21 protein-coding genes are annotated in these 25,937 nt (G+C 73.3%); 5 read left to right on the top strand and 16 right to left on the bottom strand.

Features of this window, described 5'->3' with window-relative positions:
• Positions 1 to 90 precede the first annotated feature (90 nt).
• Positions 91 to 1,500 (bottom strand): type I glutamate--ammonia ligase, encoded by a 1,410-nt coding sequence (gene glnA / locus ACFYOV_RS01315; protein WP_389081292.1) that lies wholly within the window; start codon positions 1,498 to 1,500, stop codon positions 91 to 93.
• 210 nt (positions 1,501 to 1,710) lie between these two features.
• Here glnA and ACFYOV_RS01310 point away from each other — a divergent pair, with 210 nt between their 5' ends.
• Complete coding sequence (locus tag ACFYOV_RS01310; protein ID WP_389081290.1) at positions 1,711 to 2,178, top strand: RDD family protein; 468 nt, start codon at positions 1,711 to 1,713, stop codon at positions 2,176 to 2,178.
• Between the two features lie 84 nt (positions 2,179 to 2,262).
• Here ACFYOV_RS01310 and ACFYOV_RS01305 read toward each other — a convergent pair whose 3' ends face one another.
• From ACFYOV_RS01305 to lipB, 4 genes are all read right to left on the bottom strand, one after another.
• A complete protein-coding gene (locus ACFYOV_RS01305; protein ID WP_389081288.1) occupies positions 2,263 to 2,964 on the bottom strand; it encodes a DUF4191 domain-containing protein in 702 nt (233 codons plus the stop codon).
• A gap of 104 nt (positions 2,965 to 3,068) precedes the next feature.
• Positions 3,069 to 3,254: a hypothetical protein gene (locus ACFYOV_RS01300; protein WP_389081285.1), complete on the bottom strand. Its 186-nt coding sequence runs from the start codon at positions 3,252 to 3,254 to the stop codon at positions 3,069 to 3,071.
• A gap of 264 nt (positions 3,255 to 3,518) precedes the next feature.
• Complete coding sequence (gene lipA / locus ACFYOV_RS01295) at positions 3,519 to 4,484, bottom strand: lipoyl synthase (protein ID WP_389081283.1); 966 nt, start codon at positions 4,482 to 4,484, stop codon at positions 3,519 to 3,521.
• 117 nt (positions 4,485 to 4,601) lie between these two features.
• Positions 4,602 to 5,399, bottom strand: a complete 798-nt coding sequence (gene lipB / locus ACFYOV_RS01290; RefSeq protein WP_389081280.1) for a lipoyl(octanoyl) transferase LipB — start codon at positions 5,397 to 5,399, stop codon at positions 4,602 to 4,604.
• Between the two features lie 352 nt (positions 5,400 to 5,751).
• Here lipB and ACFYOV_RS01285 point away from each other — a divergent pair, with 352 nt between their 5' ends.
• Entirely contained in the window at positions 5,752 to 7,218 is a 1,467-nt protein-coding gene (locus ACFYOV_RS01285; RefSeq protein ID WP_389081278.1) for a regulator, read from the top strand.
• A 648-nt stretch (positions 7,219 to 7,866) separates the two neighbouring features.
• Here the strand turns inward: ACFYOV_RS01285 and ACFYOV_RS01280 are convergent.
• Positions 7,867 to 9,261: an NAD(P)/FAD-dependent oxidoreductase gene (locus ACFYOV_RS01280; RefSeq protein WP_389081276.1), complete on the bottom strand. Its 1,395-nt coding sequence runs from the start codon at positions 9,259 to 9,261 to the stop codon at positions 7,867 to 7,869.
• A 206-nt stretch (positions 9,262 to 9,467) separates the two neighbouring features.
• Positions 9,468 to 10,370, bottom strand: coding sequence for a TIGR01777 family oxidoreductase (locus ACFYOV_RS01275; RefSeq protein ID WP_389081273.1), 903 nt, complete (start codon positions 10,368 to 10,370; stop codon positions 9,468 to 9,470).
• A 71-nt stretch (positions 10,371 to 10,441) separates the two neighbouring features.
• Between ACFYOV_RS01275 and ACFYOV_RS01270 the strand changes: the two genes are divergently transcribed.
• Positions 10,442 to 10,933 (top strand): GNAT family N-acetyltransferase, encoded by a 492-nt coding sequence (locus ACFYOV_RS01270; RefSeq protein ID WP_389081271.1) that lies wholly within the window; start codon positions 10,442 to 10,444, stop codon positions 10,931 to 10,933.
• Positions 10,934 to 10,981: 48 nt separating this feature from the next.
• Here the strand turns inward: ACFYOV_RS01270 and ACFYOV_RS01265 are convergent, their stop codons facing one another.
• Positions 10,982 to 12,166: a MarP family serine protease gene (locus ACFYOV_RS01265; RefSeq protein WP_389081268.1), complete on the bottom strand. Its 1,185-nt coding sequence runs from the start codon at positions 12,164 to 12,166 to the stop codon at positions 10,982 to 10,984.
• A gap of 286 nt (positions 12,167 to 12,452) precedes the next feature.
• Here ACFYOV_RS01265 and ACFYOV_RS01260 point away from each other — a divergent pair, with 286 nt between their 5' ends.
• The gene (locus ACFYOV_RS01260; RefSeq protein WP_389082416.1) at positions 12,453 to 13,220 is read left to right on the top strand and encodes a peptidoglycan recognition protein; all 768 of its coding nucleotides are present in this window, start codon (positions 12,453 to 12,455) and stop codon (positions 13,218 to 13,220) included.
• A gap of 57 nt (positions 13,221 to 13,277) precedes the next feature.
• Here the strand turns inward: ACFYOV_RS01260 and ACFYOV_RS01255 are convergent, their stop codons facing one another.
• The 8 genes from ACFYOV_RS01255 to ACFYOV_RS01220 all read right to left on the bottom strand — a co-directional run bounded on the left by ACFYOV_RS01255 (position 13,278) and on the right by ACFYOV_RS01220 (position 25,093).
• Positions 13,278 to 13,796, bottom strand: coding sequence for a DUF4240 domain-containing protein (locus ACFYOV_RS01255; protein ID WP_389082414.1), 519 nt, complete (start codon positions 13,794 to 13,796; stop codon positions 13,278 to 13,280).
• 6 nt (positions 13,797 to 13,802) lie between these two features.
• On the bottom strand, positions 13,803 to 14,837 hold the full coding sequence (locus tag ACFYOV_RS01250; RefSeq protein ID WP_389081266.1) for a helix-turn-helix transcriptional regulator: 1,035 nt from the start codon (positions 14,835 to 14,837) through the stop codon (positions 13,803 to 13,805).
• 74 nt (positions 14,838 to 14,911) lie between these two features.
• Positions 14,912 to 17,614: a pyruvate dehydrogenase (acetyl-transferring), homodimeric type gene (aceE, locus tag ACFYOV_RS01245; RefSeq protein WP_389081264.1), complete on the bottom strand. Its 2,703-nt coding sequence runs from the start codon at positions 17,612 to 17,614 to the stop codon at positions 14,912 to 14,914.
• A gap of 460 nt (positions 17,615 to 18,074) precedes the next feature.
• Entirely contained in the window at positions 18,075 to 18,698 is a 624-nt protein-coding gene (locus ACFYOV_RS01240; protein WP_389081261.1) for a GntR family transcriptional regulator, read from the bottom strand.
• Positions 18,699 to 18,894: 196 nt separating this feature from the next.
• The gene (gene sucB, locus ACFYOV_RS01235; RefSeq protein WP_389081259.1) at positions 18,895 to 20,685 is read right to left on the bottom strand and encodes a 2-oxoglutarate dehydrogenase, E2 component, dihydrolipoamide succinyltransferase; all 1,791 of its coding nucleotides are present in this window, start codon (positions 20,683 to 20,685) and stop codon (positions 18,895 to 18,897) included.
• A gap of 59 nt (positions 20,686 to 20,744) precedes the next feature.
• A complete protein-coding gene (gene lpdA / locus ACFYOV_RS01230; RefSeq protein WP_389081256.1) occupies positions 20,745 to 22,133 on the bottom strand; it encodes a dihydrolipoyl dehydrogenase in 1,389 nt (462 codons plus the stop codon).
• Positions 22,134 to 22,455: 322 nt separating this feature from the next.
• Positions 22,456 to 23,985 (bottom strand): leucyl aminopeptidase, encoded by a 1,530-nt coding sequence (locus ACFYOV_RS01225; protein WP_389081254.1) that lies wholly within the window; start codon positions 23,983 to 23,985, stop codon positions 22,456 to 22,458.
• 316 nt (positions 23,986 to 24,301) lie between these two features.
• Positions 24,302 to 25,093 carry an adenosylcobinamide-GDP ribazoletransferase gene (locus tag ACFYOV_RS01220; RefSeq protein ID WP_389081251.1) on the bottom strand — a complete coding sequence of 264 codons (792 nt, stop codon included), beginning with the start codon at positions 25,091 to 25,093 and terminating at the stop codon, positions 24,302 to 24,304.
• Between the two features lie 70 nt (positions 25,094 to 25,163).
• Here ACFYOV_RS01220 and ACFYOV_RS01215 point away from each other — a divergent pair, with 70 nt between their 5' ends.
• Positions 25,164 to 25,928, top strand: coding sequence for a hypothetical protein (locus ACFYOV_RS01215; RefSeq protein ID WP_389081249.1), 765 nt, complete (start codon positions 25,164 to 25,166; stop codon positions 25,926 to 25,928).
• Positions 25,929 to 25,937: the final 9 nt, after the last annotated feature.

Genomic DNA, 25,937 nt, shown 5'->3' with positions numbered 1-25,937 from the left:
TCGGCCGTGCCCCTTCCTCGAGGAAGGGACACGGCCGACGGCCCACAGACGGCCCAGGGGAGCGGTTGCCCGCTCCGGCCTGGGGCGACATCACACGTCGAAGTAGAGCTCGAACTCGTGCGGGTGAGGACGCAGCTGGAGCGGGGCGATCTCGTTCGCGCGCTTGAAGTCGATCCACGTCTCGATCAGGTCCGGCGTGAACACGTCGCCCTGGAGGAGGAACTCGTGGTCGGACTCGAGGCGGTCGAGGACCGCGCCGAGGGAGGTCGGGACCTGCGCCACGTTGGCGTGCTCCTCGGGGGCCAGCTCGTAGAGGTCCTTGTCGATCGGCTCGGCCGGCTCGATCTTGTTCTTGATGCCGTCCAGGCCGGCCAGCAGCAGCGCCGAGAAGGCCAGGTACGGGTTGCCGGAGGCGTCCGGCGCGCGGAACTCCACGCGCTTGGCCTTCGGGTTCGAGCCGGTGATCGGGATGCGCATCGCGGCGGAGCGGTTGCGCTGCGAGTACACCAGGTTCACCGGGGCCTCGAAGCCCGGGACCAGACGGTGGTAGGAGTTCACCGTCGGGTTGGTGAAGGCGAGCAGCGACGGCGCGTGCTTGAGGATGCCGCCGATGTAGTAGCGGGCGGTGTCGGACAGGCCCGCGTAGCCCTGCTCGTCGTAGAACAGCGGCTCGCCGCCGGCCCACAGCGACTGGTGGACGTGCATGCCGGAGCCGTTGTCACCGAAGATCGGCTTCGGCATGAAGGTCGCGGTCTTGCCGTTGCGCCACGCCACGTTCTTCACGATGTACTTGAAGAGCTGGAGGTCGTCGGCCGCGGCGAGCAGCGTGTTGAACTTGTAGTTGATCTCGGCCTGGCCGGCGGTGCCCACCTCGTGGTGCTGGCGCTCGACCTTCAGGCCGGCCCGGTCCAGCTCCAGGGAGATCTCGGCGCGCAGGTCGGCGAAGTGGTCGACCGGCGGGACCGGGAAGTAGCCGCCCTTGTAGCGGACCTTGTAGCCGCGGTTGTCCTCCAGCGCACCGGTGTTCCAGGCGCCCGCCTCGGAGTCGATGTGGTAGAAGGACTCGTTCTCGGACGTCTTGAAGCGCACGCTGTCGAAGACGTAGAACTCCGCCTCCGGGCCGAAGTAGGCGGTGTCCGCGATGCCGGTGGAGGCGAGGTAGGCCTCGGCCTTCTTCGCCACGTTGCGCGGGTCGCGGGAGTACTGCTCGCCCGTGATCGGGTCGTGGATGAAGAAGTTGACGTTCAGCGTCTTGTCGCGGCGGAACGGGTCCACCCGGGCGGTGGAGAGGTCCGCGCGCAGCGCCATGTCGGACTCGTGGATGGCCTGGAATCCACGGATCGAGGATCCGTCGAACGCGAGCTCCTCGTCGGGGTCGAACGCATCGACAGGCACCGTGAAGTGCTGCATGACGCCCGGGAGGTCGCAGAAGCGGACGTCGATGAACTTGACGTCCTCGTCCGCGATGAACTTCTTGGCCTCGTCGGCGTTCTGGAACATCCAGCTCCTCCTACTCCCGACAGTCCCGCCGGGGTGGTAGATCGTTCGTGCGGCCAGTGCGGGTGGCACACGCTGCACTCGACCCTAGGGACGGGTGATTTCTCGGGCGTGACCCATTTGTTTCGCGCAAGTTAACCGGCCCCTCTCCCACCGTAGCCCGTTCACACCCCGCCGTCCCCCGGTCATATACGGGCGCAGTACCGTGGACGGGTGGACAACAGGCAAGCAATCGGATCGTGGCTTTCCGGACCGCGGGCGGCCATGGAGGACGCCGGTGCGACGTTCGGGTACCGGGGCGAGCAACTCGGTCTGCCGGAGGAGGGGCCGGGCTCGATCGCCCGTCCCGGGCGCAGGCTCGGCGCCCTCGCCGTCGACTGGGGCCTGTGCCTCTTGATCGCATACGGTCTGATCACTCACGGCTACGACCAGGCGACGAGCAACTGGACACTGCTGATCTTCTTCGTGCTGAGCGTCCTCACCGTCGGCACCGTCGGCTTCACCCCCGGCAAGCGCCTGTTCGGTCTGCGCGTGGTCGCCCTCGACACCGGCCGGGTCAACCCGGTGCGCGGCCTGCTGCGCTCGGTCCTGCTGTGTCTCGCGGTCCCCGCCCTGATCTGGGACCGCGACGGCCGCGGGCTGCACGACCGGCTGGCCCGCACGGTCGAGGTGCGGATCTGACGGCCACCGCCGCGCCCATACGTCGATGGGGGCGCCCGGATCACTCCGGGCGCCCCCATCGACGTGAGCGGTGGCGGACGGGCCTCAGCGGGCCTTCGGGCCGCCCTTGGGCAGCTTCATGCCCTTGGGCATCGGACCCTTGGGCAGCGGCATGTTGCTCATCAGGTCGCCCAGGGCGCGCAGCCGGTCGTTGGTCGCGGTGACCTGCGGGCCGGTGAGGACACGCGGCAGCTTGAGCATGGTCGTGCGCAGCTTCTTCAGCTCGACCTGACCCTCGCCGGTGCCGACGATCAGGTCGTGCACCGGGACGTCCGCGACGATGCGGTTCATCCGCTTCTTCTCGGCGGCGAGCAGGTTCTTCACCCGGCTCGGGTTGCCCTCGGCGACCAGCACGATCCCGGCCTTGCCGACCGCGCGGTGCACCACGTCCTGGTTGCGGTTCATCGCCACCGCGGGGGTCGTGGTCCAGCCCCGGCCGATGTTGTCGAGCACGGCCGCGGCGGCGCCCGGTTGTCCCTCCATCTGCCCGAAGGCCGCCCGCTCGGCCCGGCGCCCGAACACGATCGCCGTCGCGAGGAAGGCGAGCAGGAGGCCCAGGATGCCGAGATAGATGGGGTGACCGATCAAGAAACCGATCGCGAGGAAGACACCAAAGGTGACGATTCCGACAGCCGCGAGTACAAGACCGATCTTCTTGTCGGCCCTGCGGGTCATCTTGTAGGTCAGGGCGATCTGCTTCAGTCGCCCGGGGTTCGCAGCGTCCGCTGCGGTTTCCTTCCTCGCCATGCCACGAAGTCTACGTGCCCCCGGGAGCACCGACGACGGCAGTGCCCGCGCGGGGGCGGGACGGCGGAGCGGGCGGGGTCAGGGGAGGATCGCCGGGCGGCTCGTCAGGTCTGCTCGAGCACCCGCTGGGCCTCGATCCGGTCCTTGGCGCGGCGGCGGTCCTCCAGTACGGAGGTCCAGGCGTTGCGGCGGGCGGTGCGCTGGCCTCCGCTCATCAGCAGCGACTCCACCGCGCGCAGGGCGGTGGTGAAGGACGGGATGGCGTTGGCGCGGACGGGCGCGGCCTGCATGACGGAGGTCCCCCCTCGAAGCGGAACGGGTGTACGACCTGTGACTCCAGGGTCACTGTTCGGTGTTACCAGCGGGTGACCGGCCGGTCAAACACCCATGAAGCGCCGATGCGGTGGAGCGGAACGCCGACGCGGCCCCGACACGTGCCCTCAACTGGGAGGACGGTCGGGACCGCGTCATATCGGTCACTACTCGCAAGTAGGTGCTTGTGCGCGAATTCACACAGTCGCGGATCCTGGCCGGACGCGGGGGGTGACGCGGCGTCAGACGGCCTGGGTCGCGATGTACGTACCGCGCTTCTCGACGGCCATCTGGTAGAGGCGGCCGGCCCGGTAGGAGGAGCGGACCAGCGGGCCCGACATCACGCCGGAGAAGCCGATCTGCTCGGCCTCCTCCTTCAGCTCCACGAACTCGTTCGGCTTCACCCAGCGCTCGACGGGGTGGTGGCGCACGGACGGGCGCAGGTACTGGGTGATGGTGATCAGCTCGCAGCCGGCGTCGTGCAGCTGCTTCAGCGCGTCGCTGACCTCCTCGCGGGTCTCGCCCATGCCGAGGATCAGGTTGGACTTGGTGACCAGGCCGTAGTCACGGGCGGCGGTGAGGACCTTCAGCGACCGGTCGTAGCGGAAGCCGGGGCGGATGCGCTTGAAGATCCGGGGCACGGTCTCCACGTTGTGCGCGAAGACCTCCGGGCGGGTGGCGAAGACCTGCTCCAGCAGCTCGGGGACCGCGTTGAAGTCGGGGGCGAGCAGTTCCACCTTGGTGCGGCCGCCCTCGCGGTTCGCGGTCTGCTGGTGGATCTGGCGCACGGTCTCGGCGTACAGCCAGGCGCCGCCGTCCTCGAGGTCGTCGCGGGCCACGCCGGTGACGGTGGCGTAGTTCAGGTCCATGGTGACCACGGACTCACCCACGCGGCGGGGCTCGTCGCGGTCCAGCGCCTCCGGCCTGCCGGTGTCGATCTGGCAGAAGTCGCAGCGCCGGGTGCACTGGTCGCCGCCGATGAGGAAGGTCGCCTCGCGGTCCTCCCAGCACTCGTAGATGTTCGGGCAGCCGGCTTCCTGGCAGACCGTGTGCAGGCCCTCGCTCTTGACGAGTTTCTGCATCTGCGTGTATTCGGGACCCATTTTCGCCCGGGTCTTGATCCACTCGGGCTTGCGCTCGATGGGGGTCTGGCTGTTGCGGACCTCCAGGCGCAGCATCTTGCGTCCGTCGGGTGCGACTGCGGACACGTCGGCTCCCTAGCGATTGATTCTTCGGCGTCCTCAAGGGTACGCCCGTGTTTTCGATGGTTGCCCGGCGCGGTGCGGGCGGGGCGCACGGCCAGGGAGCCGCACGGTCACCGGTTTCTACGCCGAGGCCCGCTCGACCTCGCGCGGCTGGGGATCCGCGTTCTCCAGCACCTGCCGCAGGTGGCGCTCCACGACCGGGAGCACCTCCTCGATCGTGACGTCCCGGCCCAGTTCGTTGGCCAGTGAGGTGACGCCGGCGTCGCGGATGCCGCACGGGATGATGCGGTCGAACCACTTGTTGTCGGGGTTCACGTTGAGAGCGAAGCCGTGCATGGTCACGCCCTTGGCGACGCGGATGCCGATCGCGGCGATCTTGCGGTCCTCACGGCGCTGCCCGGCGTTGGAGGGCGCGTAGTCGGGGCCGTTCAGCCGCGGGTCGAACTCCTCGTCGTGCAGCCGGGGGTCGAAGTCCAGGGAGAGTCCGCCGAGCGCGGGACGCTGTTCGACCGGGTCGCCCAGCACCCACACCCCGCTGCGGCCCTCGACGCGGGTGGTCTCCAGGCCGAACTCCGCGCAGGCGCGGATCAGGGCCTCCTCCAGCCGCCGCACGTGCGCCACCACGTCCACCGGGCGGGGCAGCTTCTGGATCGGGTAGCCCACCAGCTGGCCGGGGCCGTGCCAGGTGATCTTGCCGCCGCGGTCCACGTCGATGACCGGGGTGCCGTCCAGTGGCCGCTCGCCCGGCTCGGTGCGCCGGCCGGCCGTGTAGACCGGCGGGTGCTCCAGGAGGATCACGGTGTCGGGCACCTCGTCGGCGAACCGCGCTGCGTGCACCCGGCGCTGCTCGTCCCAGGCCACCCGGTAGTCCACGGCCTCGGTACCGAAACCCATACGGACGAACCGCAACTCACTCACGGCAAGCGCCTCCCTGGAAGGTTCGTAAGGCGCGACACGCGCCCACGCCACTGTACGACCGTACGACCGGCCCCGGACCGGCGGCCGGTCGGCCCCCGCGCGGAGGCCGACCGGCCCGGTGGGTGAGGACGATCGGCCCACGGCCCGTCCCCGGCCCGTCCCCGGTCCGGCACCGGAACGGCCGCGGACCGTCAGCCTGGGTCCAATCCTCACACGATCGGATGAATGGCTGTCGAAATGTGCGATGGGGTGTTTACTCTCCGCTACATTCGCGCCGTCCACGAGGCCATAAGGGCTGCTCACAGGCAATCCGGGCACATCGTTCGCCGGAAGGCAGGAGACCGCACCGCAGATGACGGAACGACCCGCGCAGCGCACCCCCAACCGCCAGCTCGCCGCGCTCATCGCAGAAGCGGGGTTCTCCAACGCGGGACTCGCCCGTCGCGTGGACCAGCTCGGTCTCGAACACGGGCTCGACCTCAGATACGACAAGACATCCGTCACCCGGTGGCTGCGCGGCCAGCAGCCCCGGGGTACGACACCCGCGCTCATCGCCGAGGTCTTCACCCGCCGCCTCGGCCGCCGCCTCACCGCGCAGGACCTCGGCCTGGACGCCTGCGCGCCCGTCTACGCGGGGCTGGAGTTCGCCGCGACGCCCGAGGAGGCCGTCGACATCGTCAGCGGGCTGTGGCGCAAGGACTCGGGCAGTCACGCCGAGCTCCGCAAGATCGCCTTCACCTCGGCGGGGCTCGTCGTGCCCAGCCGGGACTGGCTGATCGGGCGCGCCGACGAGAAGGTCGCCCGCGCCGAGCCGGCCGTCCGCGTCCCCGCCCAGGGCCGGCCCGGCACCCGTACCGCCGGGCCGCCGGAGCTCGGCACGCGCCGACGCGGGCAGCAGGCCGAGCGCGGGCCGGGGCAGAAGGTCTCCGGCGGCGACATCGCCGCGCTGCGCTCGGTCGGCGAACTGTTCCGCACCCTGGACGACGCCTACGGCGGCGGCCACGCCCGCCAGGCCCTCGTGCGCTACCTGGAGCACGAGCTGGAGCCCATGCTGCGCGGCACCTACGGGGAGCAGACCGGCCGCCGGCTGTTCGCGGCCGCCGCCGACCTGACCCGGCTGGCCGGCTGGACCTCGTACGACATCGCCGCGCACGGGCTCGCCCAGCGCTACTTCGTGCAGGCGCTGCGGCTGGCGCAGGCGGCGGGGGACCGGGCCTACGGAGCGTACGTGCTGGTCACCATGAGCCGACAGGCCGTCTACCTCGGGCACGGGCGGGAGGCCGTGCAACTCGCGCGGGTGGCCCAGCAGGGCGCGGGCGGATCCGTGCCGCCGCTCGTGCAGGCGCTGCTGCACGCCGCCGAGGCACGGGGGCACGCGGTGCTCGGCGAGGTGCGGGCCTGCACCACCGCGCTGGTACGGGCCGAGCGCGCACTGGAGAGCGCGCGGCCCGGGGACGAGGTGCCGTACTGGGCCCGGTTCTTCGACGAGGCCCAGCTCGCGGACGAGTTCGGCCACTGCCACCGCGACCTCCAGCAGTTCCGGGCAGCGGCCCAGCACGCCGAGCGCTCACTGCAGCTGCGCGCCCCCGGCTACGCCCGCAGCCGTCTGTTCTGCCGCGTGGTCCTCGCCACCGCCCGCCTCGGCCTGGGCGAGCTGGACCAGGCCTGCCAGCTCGCCGCCGAGGCGGCCGCCCAAGCGGCCGAGATGCGTTCGGTACGGGCGGTGGAGTACGTCCGCGACTTCGAACGCCGCCTGGAGCCCTACCGCGACGCGGCCCCGGTCCGCAGCTACCGCGACCGGGTGGCGGCGTACGGGTAGGCGCACCCGGGGTGGTTCGGGGGCGCGGTGCACCGGCGAGCCCGGCCGGGCGCCGCGCCCGCCGCGTGGGTGACGGTCCGTGCGGCCGGTCGTGCGGAGGCGACGGGGTGGCGAGTTCGCCGGTGGGTGGGTGTGTCCGTGGGGTCGGCGCGGCGGCGGTTCGTCCCTGCTCGTGGGGGTGTGGGACGCGGCGCTGGGGTTGCGTGCTCGCCGGCCGTGGGTGGTCGGGCGGCCGGGCCCCGACCCGGTGAGCAGGCGGCCCGGCCGTGCCGCAGGCCGCGGCGCCCGTGGGCGGGCCGCGTGGCGGTCGGCGCGCCGCCCCCGGATCCGAGCGCGCCGACAGGTGGGGCGTCATCTGGGGCGTGTCCTGAGGACTCCGGGCCGCGCTGCTTGAGGACTCCGGGCCGCGCTGCGGATCCGGGCCGCTCCCGGCTCGGACCGGCCGCTCGGTTGGTGCGGTTGCCGGGGTGGTGCGGTGGGCGGGGGTGGGCGGGCCGTGTGGCGGTCGGCGCGTCGCCCCGGGATCCGAGCGCGCCGACAGGTGGGGCGTCATCTGGGCGGGGTCCTGAGGACTCCGGGCCACTGCCGACCCGGGCCGCCCGCCCGGGACGAGGTCGAGGGGCGGGCGGAGGGCGGCGGGAGCGGAGGTCAGGCCGCCCGGGCTGCCGGCAATGGGTCGGCGGTGTGCAGGGGGCGGTCCGCTCCGAGGTCGGTCAGGATCGCCGCCGCCGCCCGGCGGGCCGAGTGCAGGGCGCCCTGGACCGTACTGGTGTCGCGGTGGTCGCCGCACACGTACAGCCCTGCCAGCAGCCGCACCGGGCGGCGCAGGTCGTGCGGGGGGCGCATGGCGGGCACCGCCTCGGCGGTGTGGTGGACGGCGAGCGTCTCCCAGCGCGCGGTGGAGAGGCCGTACAGGCGGGCCAGGTGCATCCGGACGGCCGTGTCCACATGGGCCGGGGGCCGGCCCAGCACCGTCGACGAGACCAGCGCGCGCCCGGCCGGGGCGCGGGCCGGGTCGACCCGGCTGATCACCGCCGTGTGCGCCACCGGCCCGCCCCGGTCGGCGTCGAGCAGGAGCGCGGCGCCCGTCGCCGGGGGCTCGTCCGTGGTGTGGTGCACCACGGTCACCGGGTGGAAGTCCGGTGCCCGCAGCCCCGGCAGCAGTTCCGCCGCGGCCCGCGCGTCGGTCGCGATCAGCACCGCCCGGCAGCGGAACTCCCCGTGCTCGGCGGTGGTGACGGAGGTCGTCGAGACGGAGGTGACCCGCACCCCGGTGTGCACCGTACCCGGCGGCAGCGTCCGGGCCAGCAGCTCCGGCAGCGCCTCGGCCCCGCCCTCCGGCAGGCACAGCCGCCCGCTCGCGAAAGCGCGCAGCGCCAGGTCCGCGCAGCGGCTGGACGTGGTCAGGTCCGGGTCGCACAGCAGCGCCGCCAGCAGCGGACGCAGGAACCCGTCGATCGTCCGGGCGGGCAGCCCTCGGGCCACCAGCGCCTCGGCCGCGGGCAGTTCGGGCCGGGCCAGGAGCCGGTCCACCGGCGTCCCCGCCAGCCGGGTGAACGCGGCGCCGAGGCGGGCCTGGTCGACCGCGCTGCCCAAGGGGGCGCCGGTCCGGCTGCGCGGCAGGGACACCTGCCGCCCCGGCACGGCCATCGGCCGCCTGGGCGCCGCCCCCGTCCGAGGGGCGCTCGCCAGAGCGCGCACGGTATGGAGTGCGCCCCTTGCGCCCCCCGCGCCGTTGTGAGCGCCGGCGCGATGATGTCGCCCGTCGCTGTGCAGCAGCACGCCGGGCGCGAACGGGCGGAGGGCGAGCCCGTCCAGGCCGGGGGTCAGCCGTAGCTCGGGATACGCCGTGGACAGCAACTGCCCGATTCTGTCGAGCCGGAAGCCGTCGACCTTCTCGGTGGCCAGGCGGCCGCCCACGCAAGGGGCGGCCTCCAGGACCGTGGTGGTGACTCCTGCGCTGGTCAGTCGTTGCGCCGCGGAGAGTCCGGCGACCCCGGCTCCCACGACGACGACGTCCGCCTGGTACGTGGGCTCTGGCACGTGCCCCTCCTCGAGGTTGCGCGGGCGCTGGAGACGTCATGCCCTCAACAGGCCCCAGGGATACCCGAGTTCGGGACGAGGTTAGGGCCGTGATCGGTCCCGGGCAGTCGCGCATCGCCAGGGCACGGGCGCACGGCGGTCGCATGCCCGACCCGGATCGGCCGCCTCCGGTCGCACGGCGCACGGTTCCGATCGGGAACACACGCTCAGAGCGCTGCCCGGATCGCCTCCTCGATGTCCGGGAAGGCGAACCGGAAGCCCGACTCCAGCAGTCGCGTCGGCAGCACCCGCGCGCTGCCGAGCACATCGCCGGCCATCTCCCCGAGGACCGTCCGCAGCACCGGCGCCGGCACCGTGAAGATCGCCGGCCGGCGCAGCACCCGCGCCATCGCCTCGGTGATCTCACGGTTCGTCCTCGGATGCGGCGCGGTCAGGTTGAACGGTCCCGACAGTCCCTCGGTCTCCAGGAGATGGCGCAGCGCGGCCACCTCGTCGTGCAGGGCGATGTACGACCAGTACTGGCCCCCGTCGCCCATCCGCCCGCCGAGCCCCGCCCTGAACAGCGGGAAGAGCCGGCCCCACGCACCACCCCCGCGCGCCACCACCAGCCCGGTCCGGGCGAACACCGTCCGCACGCCCGCCTCCCGCGCCGGCGCCACCGCGGCCTCCCACTCCACGCACAGCGCCGGCAGGAAGCCCTCGCCCGCCGGCGCGCTCTCGTCGACGGCCCGATCGCCGGTCTCGCCGTAGTAGCCGATCGCGCTGCCGTTCACGAACACCCGCGGCCGCACGTCCGGATCCAGCCCCGCCACGGCCCCGGCCAGCGCGGCCGTGCCCCCCACCCGGCTGGCGCGGATCCGCGCCTTGTACTCCGGCGTCCAGCGGCGGTCGCCGACCCCGGCCCCCGCCAGGTTCACCACGGCGTCGCACCCGGCCAGCCCGGCCGCGTCCACCGACCCCCGCTCCGGATCCCACCGCACCTCGTCCGCCGCCCGGGGAGCGCCCCGCACCAGACGCACCACCTCGTGGCCGTCGGCCGTCAGGGACCGCACCAGGGCGGCACCGATCAGACCGGACGCACCGGCCACCGCGATTCGGATACGTTCCATGGCGCCCATCCTGCCCCCACGCGCCCGAAAATCACGCGAGCCGGACCTCGCCCCCGCCGTACAGTGCCGCCATGCCCGAACCGCACATACGTTCCGCGCGCCCCGACGACGAGGAGGACCTGGCCCGGCTCGACCGCGACACCTGGTCCCCGCTGCACGCGGTCACCCCGCCCCCGAAGCCGCCGTACGACTCCTTCTTCAGCGAGCGCTCCGGGCCCCGTGACCATCTCGTCGCCGAGTACGACGGCCGCCTCGTGGGCTACGTCCGCCTGGGCTTCCCCACGGCGCTCGCCTCCAACGCGCACGTACGGCAGATCCGCGGCCTCGCCGTCGCCGAGGACGCCCGCGGCAGGGGCGTGGGACGGGCCCTGGTGCGGGCTGCCGTCGAGGAGGCACGGCGGCGCGGCGCCCGCCGCATCACCCTGCGCGTCCTCGGCCACAACACCACCGCCCGCGCGCTGTACGAGTCCGAGGGCTTCGTGGTGACGGGCGTCCAGCCGGAGGAGTTCTGCGTCGACGGCACATACGTGGACGACGTGTTGATGGGCCGGCCCCTGAGCTGACCGGGCCCACCTCCCCGAGAGGCTGCCCCGCGAGGAACTGCCCCGTCCCTACGAGGTGACCAGGTCCCCGGTGTCCACCGCACGCGTCGCGTCCGCCGCGCGCTCCGCCTCGTCGGCGACCTCGGCCGCCGTGAGCACGTACCCCGTCTCGGCGTCCGAGGTGGAACGGGCGAACACCACCCCGTACACGCGGCCCTCCGGGGTCAGCAGCGGCCCGCCGGAATTGCCCGGGCGCACGGTGGAGCGGATCGAGTAGATCTCCCGGGTGACCGTCCGGTCGTTGTAAATGTTCTGGCCCCGGGCCTCCACCCGGCCGGCGACCGTCGCCGCCCGGAGGTTCAGGCCGCCGTCCTGCGGATAGCCGGCGACGACCGCCGCGTCACCGCGCCCCGCCTCGTCGTCGAACCGCAGGACCGGCGCCCGCAGACCGGGCACGTACAGCACGGCCACGTCCTTCTGCGGGTCGAACAGCACCACCCGTGCCCCGTACGCCCGCCCGACCCCGCCGACCCGCACGGTCGGCTCGTCGATGCCGGCCACCACATGGGCGTTGGTCATCACGTGCTCGCGCGCGTACACGAACCCGCTGCCCTCGCGCCCCTGGGTGCCGGCGACGCCCTCGACCTTCACCGTGCTGCGCCGGGCCGCGGCGGTGGCCGCGGGCGTGACGCTGTCACCGGAGGGCTCGGCGACCTCGGCGGTCGACTCGCTCTCGAACGGGTTGAACACCTGCGGGAAGCCCGCCTCGGTCAGCGCGGACGTGGCCCGTGAGAACCACGCGGGGGTGGCGTCCGGCATCGCCTGCTGCACCGCGCCGAGCAGCCGCGAGTCCCGGATGGCCGAGGTGACCAGCGGCGACGAGGAGGCGCCGAGCACGCTCGCGGCCACCCAGGCCACGATCAGCACGGCCACCGAGCCGGCCGCGGCCCCGCCGATCCCGTCCGCCACCCTCAGCGGCCCCCGGGCCAGCCCCCGGCGCAACCGGAGGGCGGGCCGCCCCGCCAGCTCCTGGCCCACCACGGCCGGCAGTAGCACCGTGACCACCGCCACCACCGTCGCCCGTGTGGTCCCCGGCGTGACCAGGTCCATCACCCAGGGCAACAGCCACACGCCGACCACCGCGCCGCCCACGAAACCGGCCAGCGAGACGCAGCCCGCCAGCAGCCCGCGCCGGTAGCCGGACGCCGCGTACGCCAGGACGACCAGCAGCAGGAGGATGTCGAGCAGGTCCACGCACGCCGCCTTTCTCTCGGGCCCCCTAGTACGTGGGGAAGGGGCCCGCTGATCAGCCACGTGCCCGGGGGCCGCCGGACGACGGGCGGGCACGCGCGTACCCGGAGAAACGCCCCGGACCCGGACGATGGTTCCACCGGGTGGCACAGCACACCTCGCCGACCGAGCGGTCCGGACCCACAGTGGGTGCATGCGTGTCGTGCGAGGACGGCGTGGGACGCGAAGGCGCGGCGCCGCCCGGATACCCGGCGGGGCGGGCCCCGCGCGCCTGCCCCGGGCCGTCGTCGTGGCGCTCGGCTGTCTGCCGGGCCTCGCCGCGGCCGTCGCCCTGGTGCTGTGCGCCCACGGCGTCGAACGGGCCGCCCGCTCCTCCGGCGCCCTCGCCACCCCCCGCGCCCCCGCCCCGTACACCGCCCCCCGGCCACCCGTCGTGCCGCGCTCGATCTGGCTGGGCGACGCCGGCCGGGAGCAGCCGCCCCCGCGCTACGACGACGAGGTCGTCGCCGTCTTCGTCCACCACACCGACTCGCCCAACGGGTACGACTGCGCCGATGCGCCCGGCATCATCCGGCACCTGTACGAGGGCCAGACCGACGGGCGCCGGTGGGACGACATCGGCTACAACTTCCTCGTCGACCGCTGCGGCATCATCTACGAGGGCCGCGCGGGCGGGGTGGACCGTGCCGTCACCGGCGCCCACACCCAGGGCTTCAACCACCGCACCACCGGGATCGCCGCGCTCGGCACGTTCACCGAGGGTGCGACCGTGCCCCCCGCGATGGTGCGCTCCATCGCCGCGCTGGCCGCCTGGAAGCTGGGCCCGAGCGGCACCGACCCGCGCGGCGAGGTCCGGCTGGTGTCCAGCAACGGCGGCAGCCGGTACGCGGCCGGCACCACGGCCACGCTCCCGGCCCTCGCGGGCCACAACGAAGGCTTCATGACCAGCTGCCCCGGCGCGGCCCTGCACGCCCGCCTCCCGGACATCCGGGAAATGGCCGCACGCCTCCAGGGACGCCCCGCGCACGCCACGGGTCCCGCGGCGGCCGCGCGGTGACGGGCAGGGGGCCGGCGGGCACGCGCGGGGGCCACCGCCGCCCGACCCCGCCCCCGTTCACCCCCGGAAGCGCTCCCAGAGACGGGGGTAGCGCTCCGCGAGCACGGAGTCGTCCTCGAAGTCGAGGGGGGTGCCCTCGGGCTCCGCGGGGGCCGCGGGGAGGTCCAGGTCGGGGGCGACCGTGCCGGTCAGCTGCTCGTACGCCTCGTCCGCCGCGTAGCCGAGCTCCTCGCCGTCGCCGTCGATCTCCTCGTCGAAGTCCTCGAGCAGGTCCGCCAGTGAGTCCGGGTCGTGCAGGGCGCCCTCGAAGACCTCGCGGCCCTGGCCGATCAGCCAGCACCGGAAGAAGTCGAACGCGTCGTCGCCGGCCCCGTCCAGCAGCACCCAGGAGGCGCCCCACAGGTCCCACCGGTAGGCGCGGTGATAGCGGGACTCGAAGTGCCGGGCGAAGTCCAGGACCGCCTCCGGATCCCGTTGCACGAGCCGGTCCACGAGCAGGTCGGCCTGCTCCTCCGGATCGCCCTCGGCGTCCTCGCGGGCGGTGTCGATCAGCTCCCAGAACTCCGTCTCGTCCATCACGCGTCAAGCATCTGCCCTGGGCGCGGGGGACGCACCCGGAGTGCCGGGGACCGTCACGGGCGGTACCGTCCGGTAGAGCTCCGCCAGCCGCCGCGCCTCCGCGGCGAACCGCTCCCGCAGGCCGGGCGGCTGCAGCACCTCCGCCTCCGGTCCGAGCGCGGTCAGCTGGGTGTGGGCCACCTCCTCGGACTCCACCGGCAGGGTCACCGTCACCCGTCCGGCCCCGTCCGCGGGCCCCGCGTCCGCCAGCGCCTCCCGCGCGGACAGCGCGTCCACGGCGTACGGCAGCCTGCGCACGCCCTCCGGCGAGAGCCGCACCACCACCCGGGTGCGCAGGATCGAACGCGCGAACTGCTCCGCCCGCTCCTCCCAGAACGCGGGCAGGTCGAACCCCTGGTCCCGCTCGAAGCGCTCCGCGCCCGCCTCCACCGCGGTGAACCGGTCGATCCGGTACACCCGGAAGGACTCGCGCCCCACGACCCGCGCGCACAGGTACCAGACGCCCGCCTTGAGCACGAGCCCGTACGGCTCCAGCTCCCGCACCACCTCGTCCTCGCCCCGCCGGTAGCGGGCGCCGATGCGCCGGTCGTCCCACACGGCGTCCGCGACGGCCGGCAGCAGCGCGGGCGTCTCCGGCTCGCGGAACCAGTTCGGAGCGTCCAGGTGGAACCGCTGCGCCGCCGTCCGCGAGGCGTCCCGCAGCGAGGGCAGCAGCGCCGCCGACACCTTCAGCCGCGCCGCCGACGCCGCGTCCTCCAGGCCCATCTCGCGCAGCGCCCCCGGCACCCCGGACAGGAACAGCGCCTCCGCCTCGCTGCGGTGCAGCCCCGTCAGCCGCGTCCGGTACCCGCCGACCAGCCGGTACCCGCCGGCCCGGCCCCGGTCCGCGTACACCGGCACACCCGCCTCCGACAGCGCCTGGGCGTCCCGGGTGACCGTCCGCTCCGACACCTCCAGCTCCCGCGCCAGCTCCCCGGCGGTCATGGACGGCCGGGACTGGAGCAGCAGCACCATCTTGATGAGCCGTGCAGCACGCATACGGCCATCATGCCGGGGCCCACCGACAGCGAAGGGGTACGGCCGCGGCCGTACCCCTCCAGCGAAGACCCGTGCTACAGGCCGTACTTCTCGCGGGCCTCCTTCACGGCCGCCGCTTTCACCTCGCCGCGGCGGGCGAGCTGGGCCAGCGTCGCCACGACGATGGACTCGGCGTCGACACCGAAGTGGCGGCGGGCCGCCTCACGGGTGTCGGACAGGCCGAAGCCGTCGGCGCCCAGCGAGGACCAGTCCTGCTCGACCCACTGCGCGATCTGGTCCGGTACCTGGCGCATGTAGTCGGACACCGCCAGCACCGGGCCCTCGGCGCCGGCCAGCGCCCTGCACACGTACGGCTCGCGCTCCTCGCCGCGCAGCAGCGCCGCGTCGGCCTCCAGGGCGTCGCGCCGCAGCTCGGTCCAGGACGTCGCGGACCACACGTCGGCGGCCACGCCCCACTCCTCGGCCAGCATCCGCTGGGCCCTGAGCGCCCAGTGGATCGCCGTGCCGGAGGCCAGCAGCTGGGTGCGCGGGGCGTTCGCGGCCGGACTCAGGCCCGCCGACTCGGCGGTGTTGAAGCGGTACAGGCCCCTGATGATGCCCTCGTCGACACCGTCGCCGGCCGGCTTGGCCGGCTGCTCGACGGGCTCGTTGTAGACCGTCAGGTAGTAGAAGACGTCCTGGTCCTCGCCCGGCTCGGCCGCGCCGTACATCCGGCGCAGGCCCTCCTTGACGATCGTGGCGACCTCGTAGGCGAACGCCGGGTCGTAGGTGAGCGCGGCCGGGTTGGTCGCGGCGATGACGGGGGAGTGGCCGTCGGCGTGCTGGAGGCCCTCGCCGGTCAGCGTCGTGCGGCCGGCGGTGGCGCCCACCACGAAACCGCGGCCGAGCTGGTCGCCGAGCTGCCAGAACTGGTCGCCGGTGCGCTGCCAGCCGAACATCGAGTAGTAGATGTACAGCGGGATCATCGGCTCGCCGTGCGTGGAGTACGACGTGGCGGCCGCGATGAAGTCGGCCAGGGCGCCGGCCTCGGTGATCCCCTCGTTGAGGATCTGGCCGTTGACGGCCTCCTTGTAGTACATCAGCTGGTCGCGGTCGACCGGCTCGTACGTCTGGCCCTTGGGCGAGTAGATGCCGAGCGACGGGAACAGCGACTCCATGCCGAAGGTGCGGGCCTCGTCGGGGACGACCGGGACCCAGCGCCTGCCGGTCTCCTTGTCGCGGACCAGGTCCTTCAGCAGCCGCACCAGCGCCATGGTGGTGGCCACCTGCTGCGAGCCGGAGCCCTTGTCGAAGGCGGCGAAGACCTTGTCGGCCGGGGCCGGGAGCGGTGCCACGGGGTGCACCCGGCGGGCCGGGGCGGGGCCGCCGAGGACGGCGCGCCGCTCCTGGAGGTAGCGCACCTCGGGCGAGTCCGCGCCCGGGTGACCGTAGGGCACCTGGCCGTCGGTGAAGGCACTGTCCGGGATCGGCAGGCCGAGCCGGTCGCGCATCTCCTTGAACTGGTCCACCGTCAGCTTCTTCATCTGGTGGTTGGCGTTCTTGGACTCGAAGCCCTTGCCGAGGGTGTGGCCCTTGACGGTCTGGGCCAGGATCACCGTCGGTGCGCCCTTGAACTCCAGGGCCGCCTTGTACGCCGCGTACACCTTGCGGGCCTCGTGGCCGCCGCGCGAGCCGTGGAAGCACTCGACGATCCTGTCGTCGGACAGCAGCTTCGCCATCTCCGCGAGGGCCGGCTCCGCGCCGAAGAAGTGCTCGCGGATGTAGGCGACGTCGCGGGTCTGGTACGTCTGGAACTGGGCGTCCGGCACCTCGCGCAACCGGCGGACCAGCGCGCCGGTGGTGTCGAGCTGGAGCAGCTCGTCCCAGGCGGTGCCCCACAGCGTCTTGACGACGTTCCAGCCGGCGCCGCGGAACTGGGCCTCCAGCTCCTGCACCACCTTGAAGTTGGCGCGGACCGGACCGTCCAGGCGCTGGAGGTTGCAGTTGACCACGAAGGTCAGGTTGTCCAGGCCCTCACGGGAGGCGAGGGTGAGTGCCGTGGTCGACTCGGGCTCGTCCATCTCGCCGTCGCCGAGGAACGCCCACACGTGGGACTCCGCGACGTCCTTGATGCCGCGGCTGGTCAGGTAGCGGTTGAAGCGTGCCTGGTAGATCGCGGAGATCGGGCCGAGGCCCATCGACACCGTCGGGAACTCCCACAGCCAGGGCAGGCGGCGCGGGTGCGGGTAGGACGGCAGGCCGTTGCCGCCGACCTCGCGGCGGAAGTTGTCGAGCTGCTCCTCGCTCAGCCGGCCGTCGAGGAAGGCGCGGGCGTAGATGCCGGGGGAGGCGTGGCCCTGGATGTAGAGCTGGTCGCCGGAGCCGTCACCCTCCTTGCCGCGGAAGAAGTGGTTGAACCCGACCTCGTAGAGCCAGGCGGCGGAGGCGAAGGTGGCGATGTGGCCGCCGACGCCGTATTTGCTGCCGCGGGTCACCATGGCCGCCGCGTTCCAGCGGTTCCACGCGGTGATCCGGGCCTCCAGCTCGGCGTCGCCGGGCATGGCGGGCTCGGCGGCGGTCGGGATGGTGTTGACGTAGTCGGTCTCGAGCAGCTTCGGCAGCGCGATGCCGGCGCCCTCGGCGCGCTCCAGCGTGCGGCGCATCAGGTACGCGGCACGATGCGGCCCGGCCGCCTTGGTGACGGCGTCCAGGGAGGCCTGCCACTCGGCGGTCTCCTCGGGGTCGCGGTCCGGGAGCTGGTCGAGCTCGCTCGGCTGGGTGGCGTTGGGGTCGGTCATGTCGCCGCCTTCCTCAGTCGAAGGGGTTCCCTCATCGGTAAGGGTTCGGGGGTGCCCTAGATCTTTGGCAGGACAGGGCTCGGGCTCCGGTGTGGTGACACCGTGCGGCGTGCGCCGCTGAGCCCGTCGGCGACTGTAACTCCCTGATCGATGATCGATCAAAGGGTTGAGGAGCAAAATCTCTTGATCACGAGAAAGTCGGCACGGGGTGCCTCATGTGGTGGCACGGGGTGACGCTTTGGCCGGCGGTTTGCGCAGGTGGGGCGGCGTCTGAGCGGCGTGGTGCTCGGCTGGGCCGATCCCGGGTGGGTGCCCGGCCCGGGGGTGGGTCGACCTCGGGTGGGTGGCCGGTCCGGGGCTGGCCCGGTGGTCGGGCGGGTGGCCCATCCGCCGGCGGGCCACGCCCGGGCGGGCCGGGGACACCGGGACGCGGCCACCACGGCGCCGCCCGGCCGTGCGGTCAGGCCCTCGGGGCGCAGCCCAGGACGTGGGACTTCACGATCTCCGGGATGCGCGGGTCGCGGCGGCGGAACGCGGCGACCAGTTCCTCGTGCTCCTCCGCATAGGACTGCTGGACCGTGCCCAGCCACCGGATGGACAGCGCCGTGAACACCTCGATGCCCAGGCCCTCCCAGGTGTGCAGCAGCACCGAGTTGCCGGCCGCGCGGACCAGCTCGCGGTGGAAGCCCACCGTGTGCCGCACCTGCGCCGTGCCGTCGGCCATCCGGTCGGCCTCGTACAGGGCCGCGACATGGGGCTCCAGCGCCGAGCAGTCCTCGGCCAGCCGCTCCGCCGCCAGCTCCGCCGCGATCGCCTCCAGGCCGGCCCGCACCGGATAGCTCTCCTCCAGGTCGGCCGCGGTCAGGTTCCGCACCCGCACGCCCTTGTTCGGCGCCGACTCGATCAGACGCAGCGACTCCAGCTCGCGCAGCGCCTCCCGCACCGGCGTCTGGCTGACCTCCAGCTCCGTCGCGATCCGCCGCTCCACGATCCGCTCGCCCGGCTTCCAGCGTCCGCTGATGATCCCTTCCAGGATGTGCTCGCGGATCTGTTCGCGCAGCGAGTGGACGACGGGCGCGGTCATGAGGAGCTCCTTAGGGAGGGGCCCACCGGCCCCCTGGGGCGTTGACGTTTAGACAATACGGCCGACACGCCGTCCCGGAGAGACGCGCGGGCGCGCTTTCCCCCAGGTGAGACGAGACTTACACGCGCACACGACGGTGCCCCCGCCCGGAGACTTCCGGACGGGGGCACCGAGGGACGGGATCAGCGACCGCGGATCACAGACCGAGTTCGACCTCGAACTCGCCCGCCTCGAGGATCGCCTTGACCGCCGTCAGGTAACGGGCCGCGTCGGCGCCGTCCACCAGGCGGTGGTCGTAGGAGAGGGTCAGGTACGTCATGTCGCGGACGCCGATGACCGGGCCGTCCTCCGTCTCGATGACGGCCGGACGCTTGACCGTGGCACCGATGCCGAGGATCGCGACCTGGCCCGGGGGCACGATGATCGTGTCGAACAGCGCGCCGCGCGAACCGGTGTTGCTGATGGTGAAGGTCGCGCCGGACAGCTCGTCCGGGGTGATCTTGTTGCCGCGGACCTTGCCGGCCAGCTCCGCCGTGGCCTTGGCGATGCCGGCGAGGTTGAGGTCACCGGCGTTCTTGATGACCGGGGTCATCAGGCCCTTCTCGGAGTCCACCGCGATGCCGACGTTCTCGGCGTCGAAGTAGGTGATGGTCCCCTCGGCCTCGTTGATCCTGGCGTTGATGACCGGGTGGGCCTTCAGCGCCTGAGCCGCGGCCTTGACGAAGAACGGCATCGGGGAGAGCTTGACGCCCTCGCGCGCCGCGAACGCGTCCTTGGCCCGGGCGCGCAGCTTCATCAGACGGGTGACGTCGACCTCGACGACCGAGGACAGCTGCGCCTGCTCGTGCAGGGCCTTGACCATGTTGTCGCCGATGACCTTGCGGATGCGCGGCATCTTGACGGTCTGACCGCGCAGCGGGGAGGCCTCGAGGACCGGGGCCTTCTTCGCGGCGGCCGGAGCCGCGGCGGCGGGGGCCGGGGCGGCGGCGGCCTTCGCGGCCTCGGCGGCGGCGATGACGTCCTGCTTGCGGATGCGGCCGCCGACGCCGGTGCCCTTGACGGTGGACAGGTCGACGCCGTTCTCGGCGGCGAGCTTGCGCACCAGCGGGGTGACGTAGGCGCCGTCGTCCGCCGGCTGGGCGGCGGCCGGAGCCGGGGTGACCGGGGCCGGGGCGGGCGCCGGAGCCGCGGGGGCCGGCTCGGGAGCCGGAGCGACCTGCTGCTGCGGGGCCGCCGGGGCCTGCGGGGCCGGAGCCGGGGCAGCCGGTGCCGGGGCGGGCGCCGCCTGCTGCGGCTCCGGGGCGGGCTCGGGCTGGGCCGGGGCCTCGGGGGCGGCCGGGGCCGGCGCGGCGGCCTGGGCACCCGGGGCGCCGATGACGGCGAGCTTGGCGCCGACCTCGGCCGTCTCGTCCTCGCCGACCGTGATCTCCAGCAGCACGCCGGAGGTGGGGGCGGGGATCTCGGTGTCGACCTTGTCGGTGGAGACCTCGAGCAGCGGCTCGTCGGCCTCGACGCTGTCGCCGACCGACTTCAGCCAGCGGGTGACGGTGCCCTCGGTGACGGACTCGCCGAGTGCGGGCAGGACCACGTCCGTGCCCTCGGCGGAGCCGCCGCCGGCCGCGGCCTCGGCGGTGGGCGCCGGAGCCGGGGCGGCCTGCTCGGTGGACGGCTGGGCCTGCGGCGTCGGCTCGGGAGCCGGCGGGGCGGCCTGCTCGGCGGCCGGGGCCGGGGCGGCCGCGGGGGCGCCGCTGCCGTCGTCGATCAGCGCCAGCTCGGCACCGACCTCGACCGTCTCGTCCTCGGCGACCTTGATGGAGGACAGCACGCCGGAGGCGGGGGCAGGGATCTCGGTGTCGACCTTGTCGGTGGAGACCTCGAGCAACGGCTCGTCGGCCTCGACGCGCTCACCCTCGGCCTTCAGCCAGCGGGTGACGGTGCCCTCGGTGACGCTCTCGCCGAGCGCCGGAAGGGTTACGGAAACCGCCATGGTTTCGGTTGCTCCTAACGAAGTGCGGAAGTCTGTGTCGTCGCGTCCGTGACCGAGGGTCAGTCGTGCGCGTGCAGGGGCTTGCCCGCCAGGGCCAGGTGGGCCTCGCCGAGCGCCTCGTTCTGCGTCGGGTGGGCGTGGATGAGCTGGGCGACCTCGGCCGGCAGCGCCTCCCAGTTGTAGATCAGCTGGGCCTCGCCGACCTGCTCGCCGATGCGGTCGCCGACCATGTGGACGCCGACCACGGCACCGTCCTTGACCTGGACGAGCTTGATCTCGCCCGCGGTCTTCAGGATCTTGCTCCTGCCGTTGCCCGCCAGGTTGTACTTCAGAGCGACGACCTTGTCCGCGCCGTAGATCTCCTTGGCCTTCGCCTCGGTGAGACCGACGGAGGCGACCTCCGGGTGGGAGTACGTCACCCGCGGGACACCGTCGTAGTCGATCGGGACGGTCTTCAGACCGGCCAGACGCTCCGCCACCAGGATGCCCTCCGCGAAGCCGACGTGCGCGAGCTGGAGGGTGGGGACCAGGTCACCCACGGCGGAGATGGTGGGGACGTTGGTGCGCATGTACTCGTCGACGAGGACGTAGCCGCGGTCCATCGCGACCCCGGCCTCCTCGTAGCCCAGGCCCTGGGAGACCGGGCCGCGGCCGACGGCGACGAGGAGGAGCTCCGCCTCGAACTCCTTGCCGTCGGCGAGGGTGACCTTGACACCGCCCTGGGTGTACTCGGCCTTCTGGAAGAAGGTGCCCAGGTTGAACTTGATGCCGCGCTTGCGGAAGGAGCGCTCCAGCAGCTTCGAGGAGTTCTCGTCCTCGGCCGGGACGAGGTGCTTCAGGCCCTCGATGATCGTGACGTCGGTGCCGAAGGACTTCCAGGCGGAGGCGAACTCGGAGCCGATGACACCGCCGCCCAGGATGATCGCGGACTCCGGCACGCGGTCCAGCACGAGGGCGTGGTCCGAGGAGATGATCCGGTTGCCGTCGATCTCCAGACCCGGCAGCGACTTCGGCACGGAGCCGGTCGCCAGCAGGATGTGGCGGCCCTGGACCCGCTGACCGTTCACGTCGACGGAGGTGGGGGAGGACAGCCGGCCCTCGCCCTCGATGTAGGTGACCTTGCGGGAGGCGACCAGTCCCTGCAGGCCCTTGTACAGGCCCGCGACCACGTCGTCCTTGTACTTGTGGACGGCGGGCATGTCGATGCCCTCGAAGCTCGCCTTGACACCGAACTGCTCGCTCTCGCGGGCCTGGTCGGCGATCTCGCCCGCGTGCAGCAGGGCCTTGGTGGGGATGCATCCTCGGTGCAGGCAGGTGCCGCCGACCTTGTCCTTCTCGATCAGGGCGACGTCCAGGCCCAGCTGCGCCCCGCGCAGGGCCGCGGCGTACCCACCGCTGCCGCCGCCGAGGATCACTAGGTCGAAAACGGTGCTGGCGTCGTTCGCCACGTCACGTCCTCCATGCATGTGCGCCACGCCGGTCTCCAGTGACCGGTCGGCGGCTGGTGTCCGGCCGCTCATTTTTCGGCCCTTAGGTGGGGCCCTGTCCTGCCGAGCCCCATCTTCGCACTTGTCGGCACCGGACGAGACGCGGGGCCGGGGTGTGAGACGTCCCACTCCCGGGGGAAAAGAGGCGCCGGCCCGCCCCGAGGGCGCGGCGACCTGCGCGGCGGCGCGTACGGCCCGGGGCGGCGATCTCCCGCGAACGTCCGGCCGCCGGGCCGGCGGGGCCCCGTCCTACCCGCACACGGGGCACCGCCGGTCCTTCCGGTCAGGCCAGGTCGCCCGCCGAGGCCCGCTCCGCGAGGCGGACCAGCGTCCGCACCGCCGACCCGGTGCCGCCCTTGGGCGTGTAGCCGAACGGCCCGCCCTCGTTGAAGGCCGGCCCGGCGATGTCGAGGTGCGCCCAGGTGATGCCCTCGCCGACGAACTCGCGCAGGAAGAGCCCGGCGACGAGCCCGCCGCCCATGCGCTCGCCCATGTTGGCGATGTCGGCCGTGGCCGAGTCCATGCCCTTGCGCAGGTGCTCCGGCAGCGGCATCGGCCATGCCGGCTCGCCGACCTCCTCCGCGGCCTCGTGCACCGCGGTGCGGAACGCGTCGTCGTTGGCCATGACGCCGAAGGTGCGGCTGCCCAGCGCGAGCATCATCGCGCCGGTCAGGGTCGCGACGTCGACGATCGCGTCCGGCTTCTCCTGCGAGGCGGCCCACAGCGCGTCCGCGAGCACCAGGCGGCCCTCGGCGTCGGTGTTGAGGACCTCCACCGTCTTGCCGCTGTACATGCGCAGCACGTCACCGGGGCGGGTGGCGGAACCGGAGGGCATGTTCTCGGCCAGCGCCAGCCAGCCGGTGACGTTGACCTCGAGGCCGAGCCGGGCGGCGGCGACGACCGCGGCGAACACGGCGGCGGCACCGCTCATGTCGCACTTCATCGTCTCGTTGTGCCCGGCCGGCTTCAGCGAGATGCCGCCCGAATCGTAGGTGATGCCCTTGCCGACGAAGGCGAGGTGCCGCTTGGCCTTCGAGGAGGTGTACGACAGCTTCACCAGGCGCGGGCCCGAGGCCGAGCCGGCGCCGACGCCGAGGATGCCGCCGTAGCCGCCCTTGGTGAGCGCCTTCTCGTCGAGCACCTGCACCTTGATGCCGTGCTCCTTGGCCGCCGCCTGGGCGACGGCCGCGAACGCCTCCGGGTTGAGGTCGTTCGGCGGGGTGTTGATCAGGTCGCGGGCGCGGTTCAGCTCCTCGGCGACCGCGACGGCACGCTCCACGGCGGCCTTGTACGCCTTGTCGCGGGGCCGGGCGCCGAGCAGCGCGGCCTCGGCGAGCGGCCCCTTCCCGTTCTTCCGGTCCTTGGCGTCCTTGGCGTTGTCCTTGTAGGCGTCGAAGGTGTACGCGCCGAGCAGTACGCCCTCGGCGACCGCGCCGGCGTCGGCCGCGTCCGTCAGGGGCAGGGCGAAGGCGGCCTTCCTGGAGCCGGCGAGGGTGCGGGCGGCCACACCGGCCGCCTTGCGCAGCGCCTCGGCGTCGAAGCCGGCGTCCTTCTCGGGCTGGGCGCCCAGGCCGACGGCCACCACGAGCGGGGCCTTGAATCCGGCCGGCGCGGGGAGCTTCGTCACCTCGCCCTCGGCACCGGAGGCGCCGAGGGTCTCCAGGACGCCGGCGAGCCTGCCGTCGTACGCCTTGTCCACGGCTTCGGCGCCCGGTACGACGACCGGTCCCCGGTCGCTCTTGGCGACACCGATCACGATCGCGTCGGCCCGCAGGCCGGCCGCCGCGGCGGTGCTGAGAGTGAGAGCAGTCACGGTGGTGAAATCTCGCTTCCGATGTGAAGTTGCTGTGGCCGAACGGTGTGGGTCGACCGGGCCCGGCAGCCGACCCTAGTTGCGACCTCGGGGTGCGGTGGGGGCGGGGCCTTCCCGGTGCGCGAACACCCGGCACGAGACTACGCTCGTATGAGCGTTCGCTCATGCCTGTGGGTGGTCGCGGTGGGTGCGTACCTGCTGATTCCCGGCCTACCGGGCGGTCGTTGACGGGGTCGCCGCCCCGGCGAACCGGCCGACCCCGGGCCCGAAGGACCGGCGGGGCCGGCGGGACCGGCGGCGCCGAAGGGCGATCGTCTCAGCCCAGTGACGAGACGACCAGCGCCGCAGTCGCCGCCGTCTCCGCGACAGCGCCGAACACGTCCCCGGTGACGCCGCCGAAGCGCCGCACGCAGTGCCGCCGCAGGAGTTCGGCGAGCGCGACGGCCGACACGACCGCGAGGACGCCGCGGCCGGCGCCGTACGGTCCGAGCAGGGCGCCGCCGGCCGCCGCCGCCCCGGTCACCGCGAGCGCGACGACCAGCGCGCCCGCGACCGGCACCACCCCGGCGACCGCGGCGCCCAGCCCCTCGGGACGGGCGGCCGGCACTCCCCGGCGAGCGGCCAGGGTCAGGGCGAGCCGGGCGGTGACCGCCGCGACCACGGCCGCCGGCGCGCCCCGGGTCCAGGAGTCGTCGTACGCCCGTGCCAGCGCGGCCACCTGGGCGAGCAGCACCAGCACGAGCGTGAGCACGCCGAAGGGTCCTATGTCCGACTGCTTCATGATCCGCAGCGCGTCCTCGGCGGGCTTGGCGCTGCCGAGCCCGTCCGCGGTGTCGGCAAGCCCGTCCAGGTGGAACCCGCGGGTGAGCAGCGCCGGTACGGCCACGGTGGCGACGGCGGCGAGCAGCGGGCCCGAGCCCAGGACCAGCAGCAGTAGTCCGGTGGCGGCGGCCAGGGCGCCGACCACCAGCCCGGCCAGCGGGGCGCACAGCATGCCACCGCGTGCGGCCGCGCGGTCCCAGCGCGTCACCCGGACCGGGAGCACGGTGAGGGTGCCGAAGGCGAAGCGGAGGCCGTCGGCCGGCGAAGTCGCGGTGGGCTCGGACACCGGCGCAGATTACCGGCCGGTCGTCCGGGCGCGTCCGGCGGGGTGCAACGACTGTGGCTAAAGTGCACATATGGGACAGTGGCTGGAGCGGAACATCATCGAGCCGGGCAAGCTCCCGCTGCTCCTCGCCCTCACCGCCTTCGTCCTCACCTTCCTGATCACCCGGGTCGTCACCCGCATGATCCGGGCCGGCAAGGGGCCCTTCGGCAACGTCGAGGCGGGCGGCGTACACATCCACCACGTGGTGCCCGGCGTGGTCCTCACCGTGGTCGGCGGCTTCGCCGCGGTGGCCGGCGGGCGCCACGGCTTCGGCTCGGCGCTCGCGGCGGTCGTCTTCGGCGTCGGCGCGGGTCTGGTGCTGGACGAGTTCGCGCTGATCCTGCACCTCGACGACGTCTACTGGACCGAGGCCGGCCGCAAGAGCGTCGAGGCGGTCGTCCTCACCGCGGCGCTGGCCGGTCTGCTCCTCGCGGGCTTCCTGCCGTTCGGCGTCGACGACCTTTCGGAGGACGAGCTCCAGGACCGCGCGAGCGTCGTCGCCAATGTGGGCATCGGCTCGCTGTTCTCCCTGATCGCCCTGAGCAAGGGAAAGGTGCGCATCGCCGTCTTCGGCGTGGTCGTCCCCGTCATCGCCCTGATCGGCGCGCTGCGGCTGGCCCGCCCCGGCTCGCCCTGGGCCAGGCGCTTCTACCGCCGCCGCCCGCGCGCCCGCGCCAGGGCGACCCTGCGCGCCTACCACCACGACCGCCGCTGGTCGGGCCCCCGCCGCACCGTCCAGGACTGGATCGGCGGCAAACCCGACCCGACCCCGCCCCGCGCGCTCGAACGCCGTTGACGCGTCCCC

This window comes from Streptomyces sp. NPDC005931, assembly GCF_042871235.1.
In the GTDB taxonomy this organism is placed as follows: domain Bacteria; phylum Actinomycetota; class Actinomycetes; order Streptomycetales; family Streptomycetaceae; genus Streptomyces.
The sequence above is the reverse complement of the archived record's forward strand: the minus strand, read 5'-3'. Positions and strand labels throughout refer to the sequence as shown.

Coding starts and splice junctions, on each gene's coding strand:
- glnA (WP_389081292.1), bottom strand. CDS start 1,500: ATGTTCCAGAACGCCGACGAGGCCAAGAAGTTCATCGCGGACGAGGAC.
- ACFYOV_RS01305 (WP_389081288.1), bottom strand. CDS start 2,964: ATGGCGAGGAAGGAAACCGCAGCGGACGCTGCGAACCCCGGGCGACTG.
- ACFYOV_RS01300 (WP_389081285.1), bottom strand. CDS start 3,254: ATGCAGGCCGCGCCCGTCCGCGCCAACGCCATCCCGTCCTTCACCACC.
- ACFYOV_RS01285 (WP_389081278.1), top strand. CDS start 5,752: ATGACGGAACGACCCGCGCAGCGCACCCCCAACCGCCAGCTCGCCGCG.
- ACFYOV_RS01275 (WP_389081273.1), bottom strand. CDS start 10,370: ATGGAACGTATCCGAATCGCGGTGGCCGGTGCGTCCGGTCTGATCGGT.
- ACFYOV_RS01270 (WP_389081271.1), top strand. CDS start 10,442: ATGCCCGAACCGCACATACGTTCCGCGCGCCCCGACGACGAGGAGGAC.
- ACFYOV_RS01255 (WP_389082414.1), bottom strand. CDS start 13,796: ATGGACGAGACGGAGTTCTGGGAGCTGATCGACACCGCCCGCGAGGAC.
- ACFYOV_RS01250 (WP_389081266.1), bottom strand. CDS start 14,837: ATGCGTGCTGCACGGCTCATCAAGATGGTGCTGCTGCTCCAGTCCCGG.
- aceE (WP_389081264.1), bottom strand. CDS start 17,614: ATGACCGACCCCAACGCCACCCAGCCGAGCGAGCTCGACCAGCTCCCG.
- ACFYOV_RS01240 (WP_389081261.1), bottom strand. CDS start 18,698: ATGACCGCGCCCGTCGTCCACTCGCTGCGCGAACAGATCCGCGAGCAC.
- sucB (WP_389081259.1), bottom strand. CDS start 20,685: ATGGCGGTTTCCGTAACCCTTCCGGCGCTCGGCGAGAGCGTCACCGAG.
- ACFYOV_RS01215 (WP_389081249.1), top strand. CDS start 25,164: ATGGGACAGTGGCTGGAGCGGAACATCATCGAGCCGGGCAAGCTCCCG.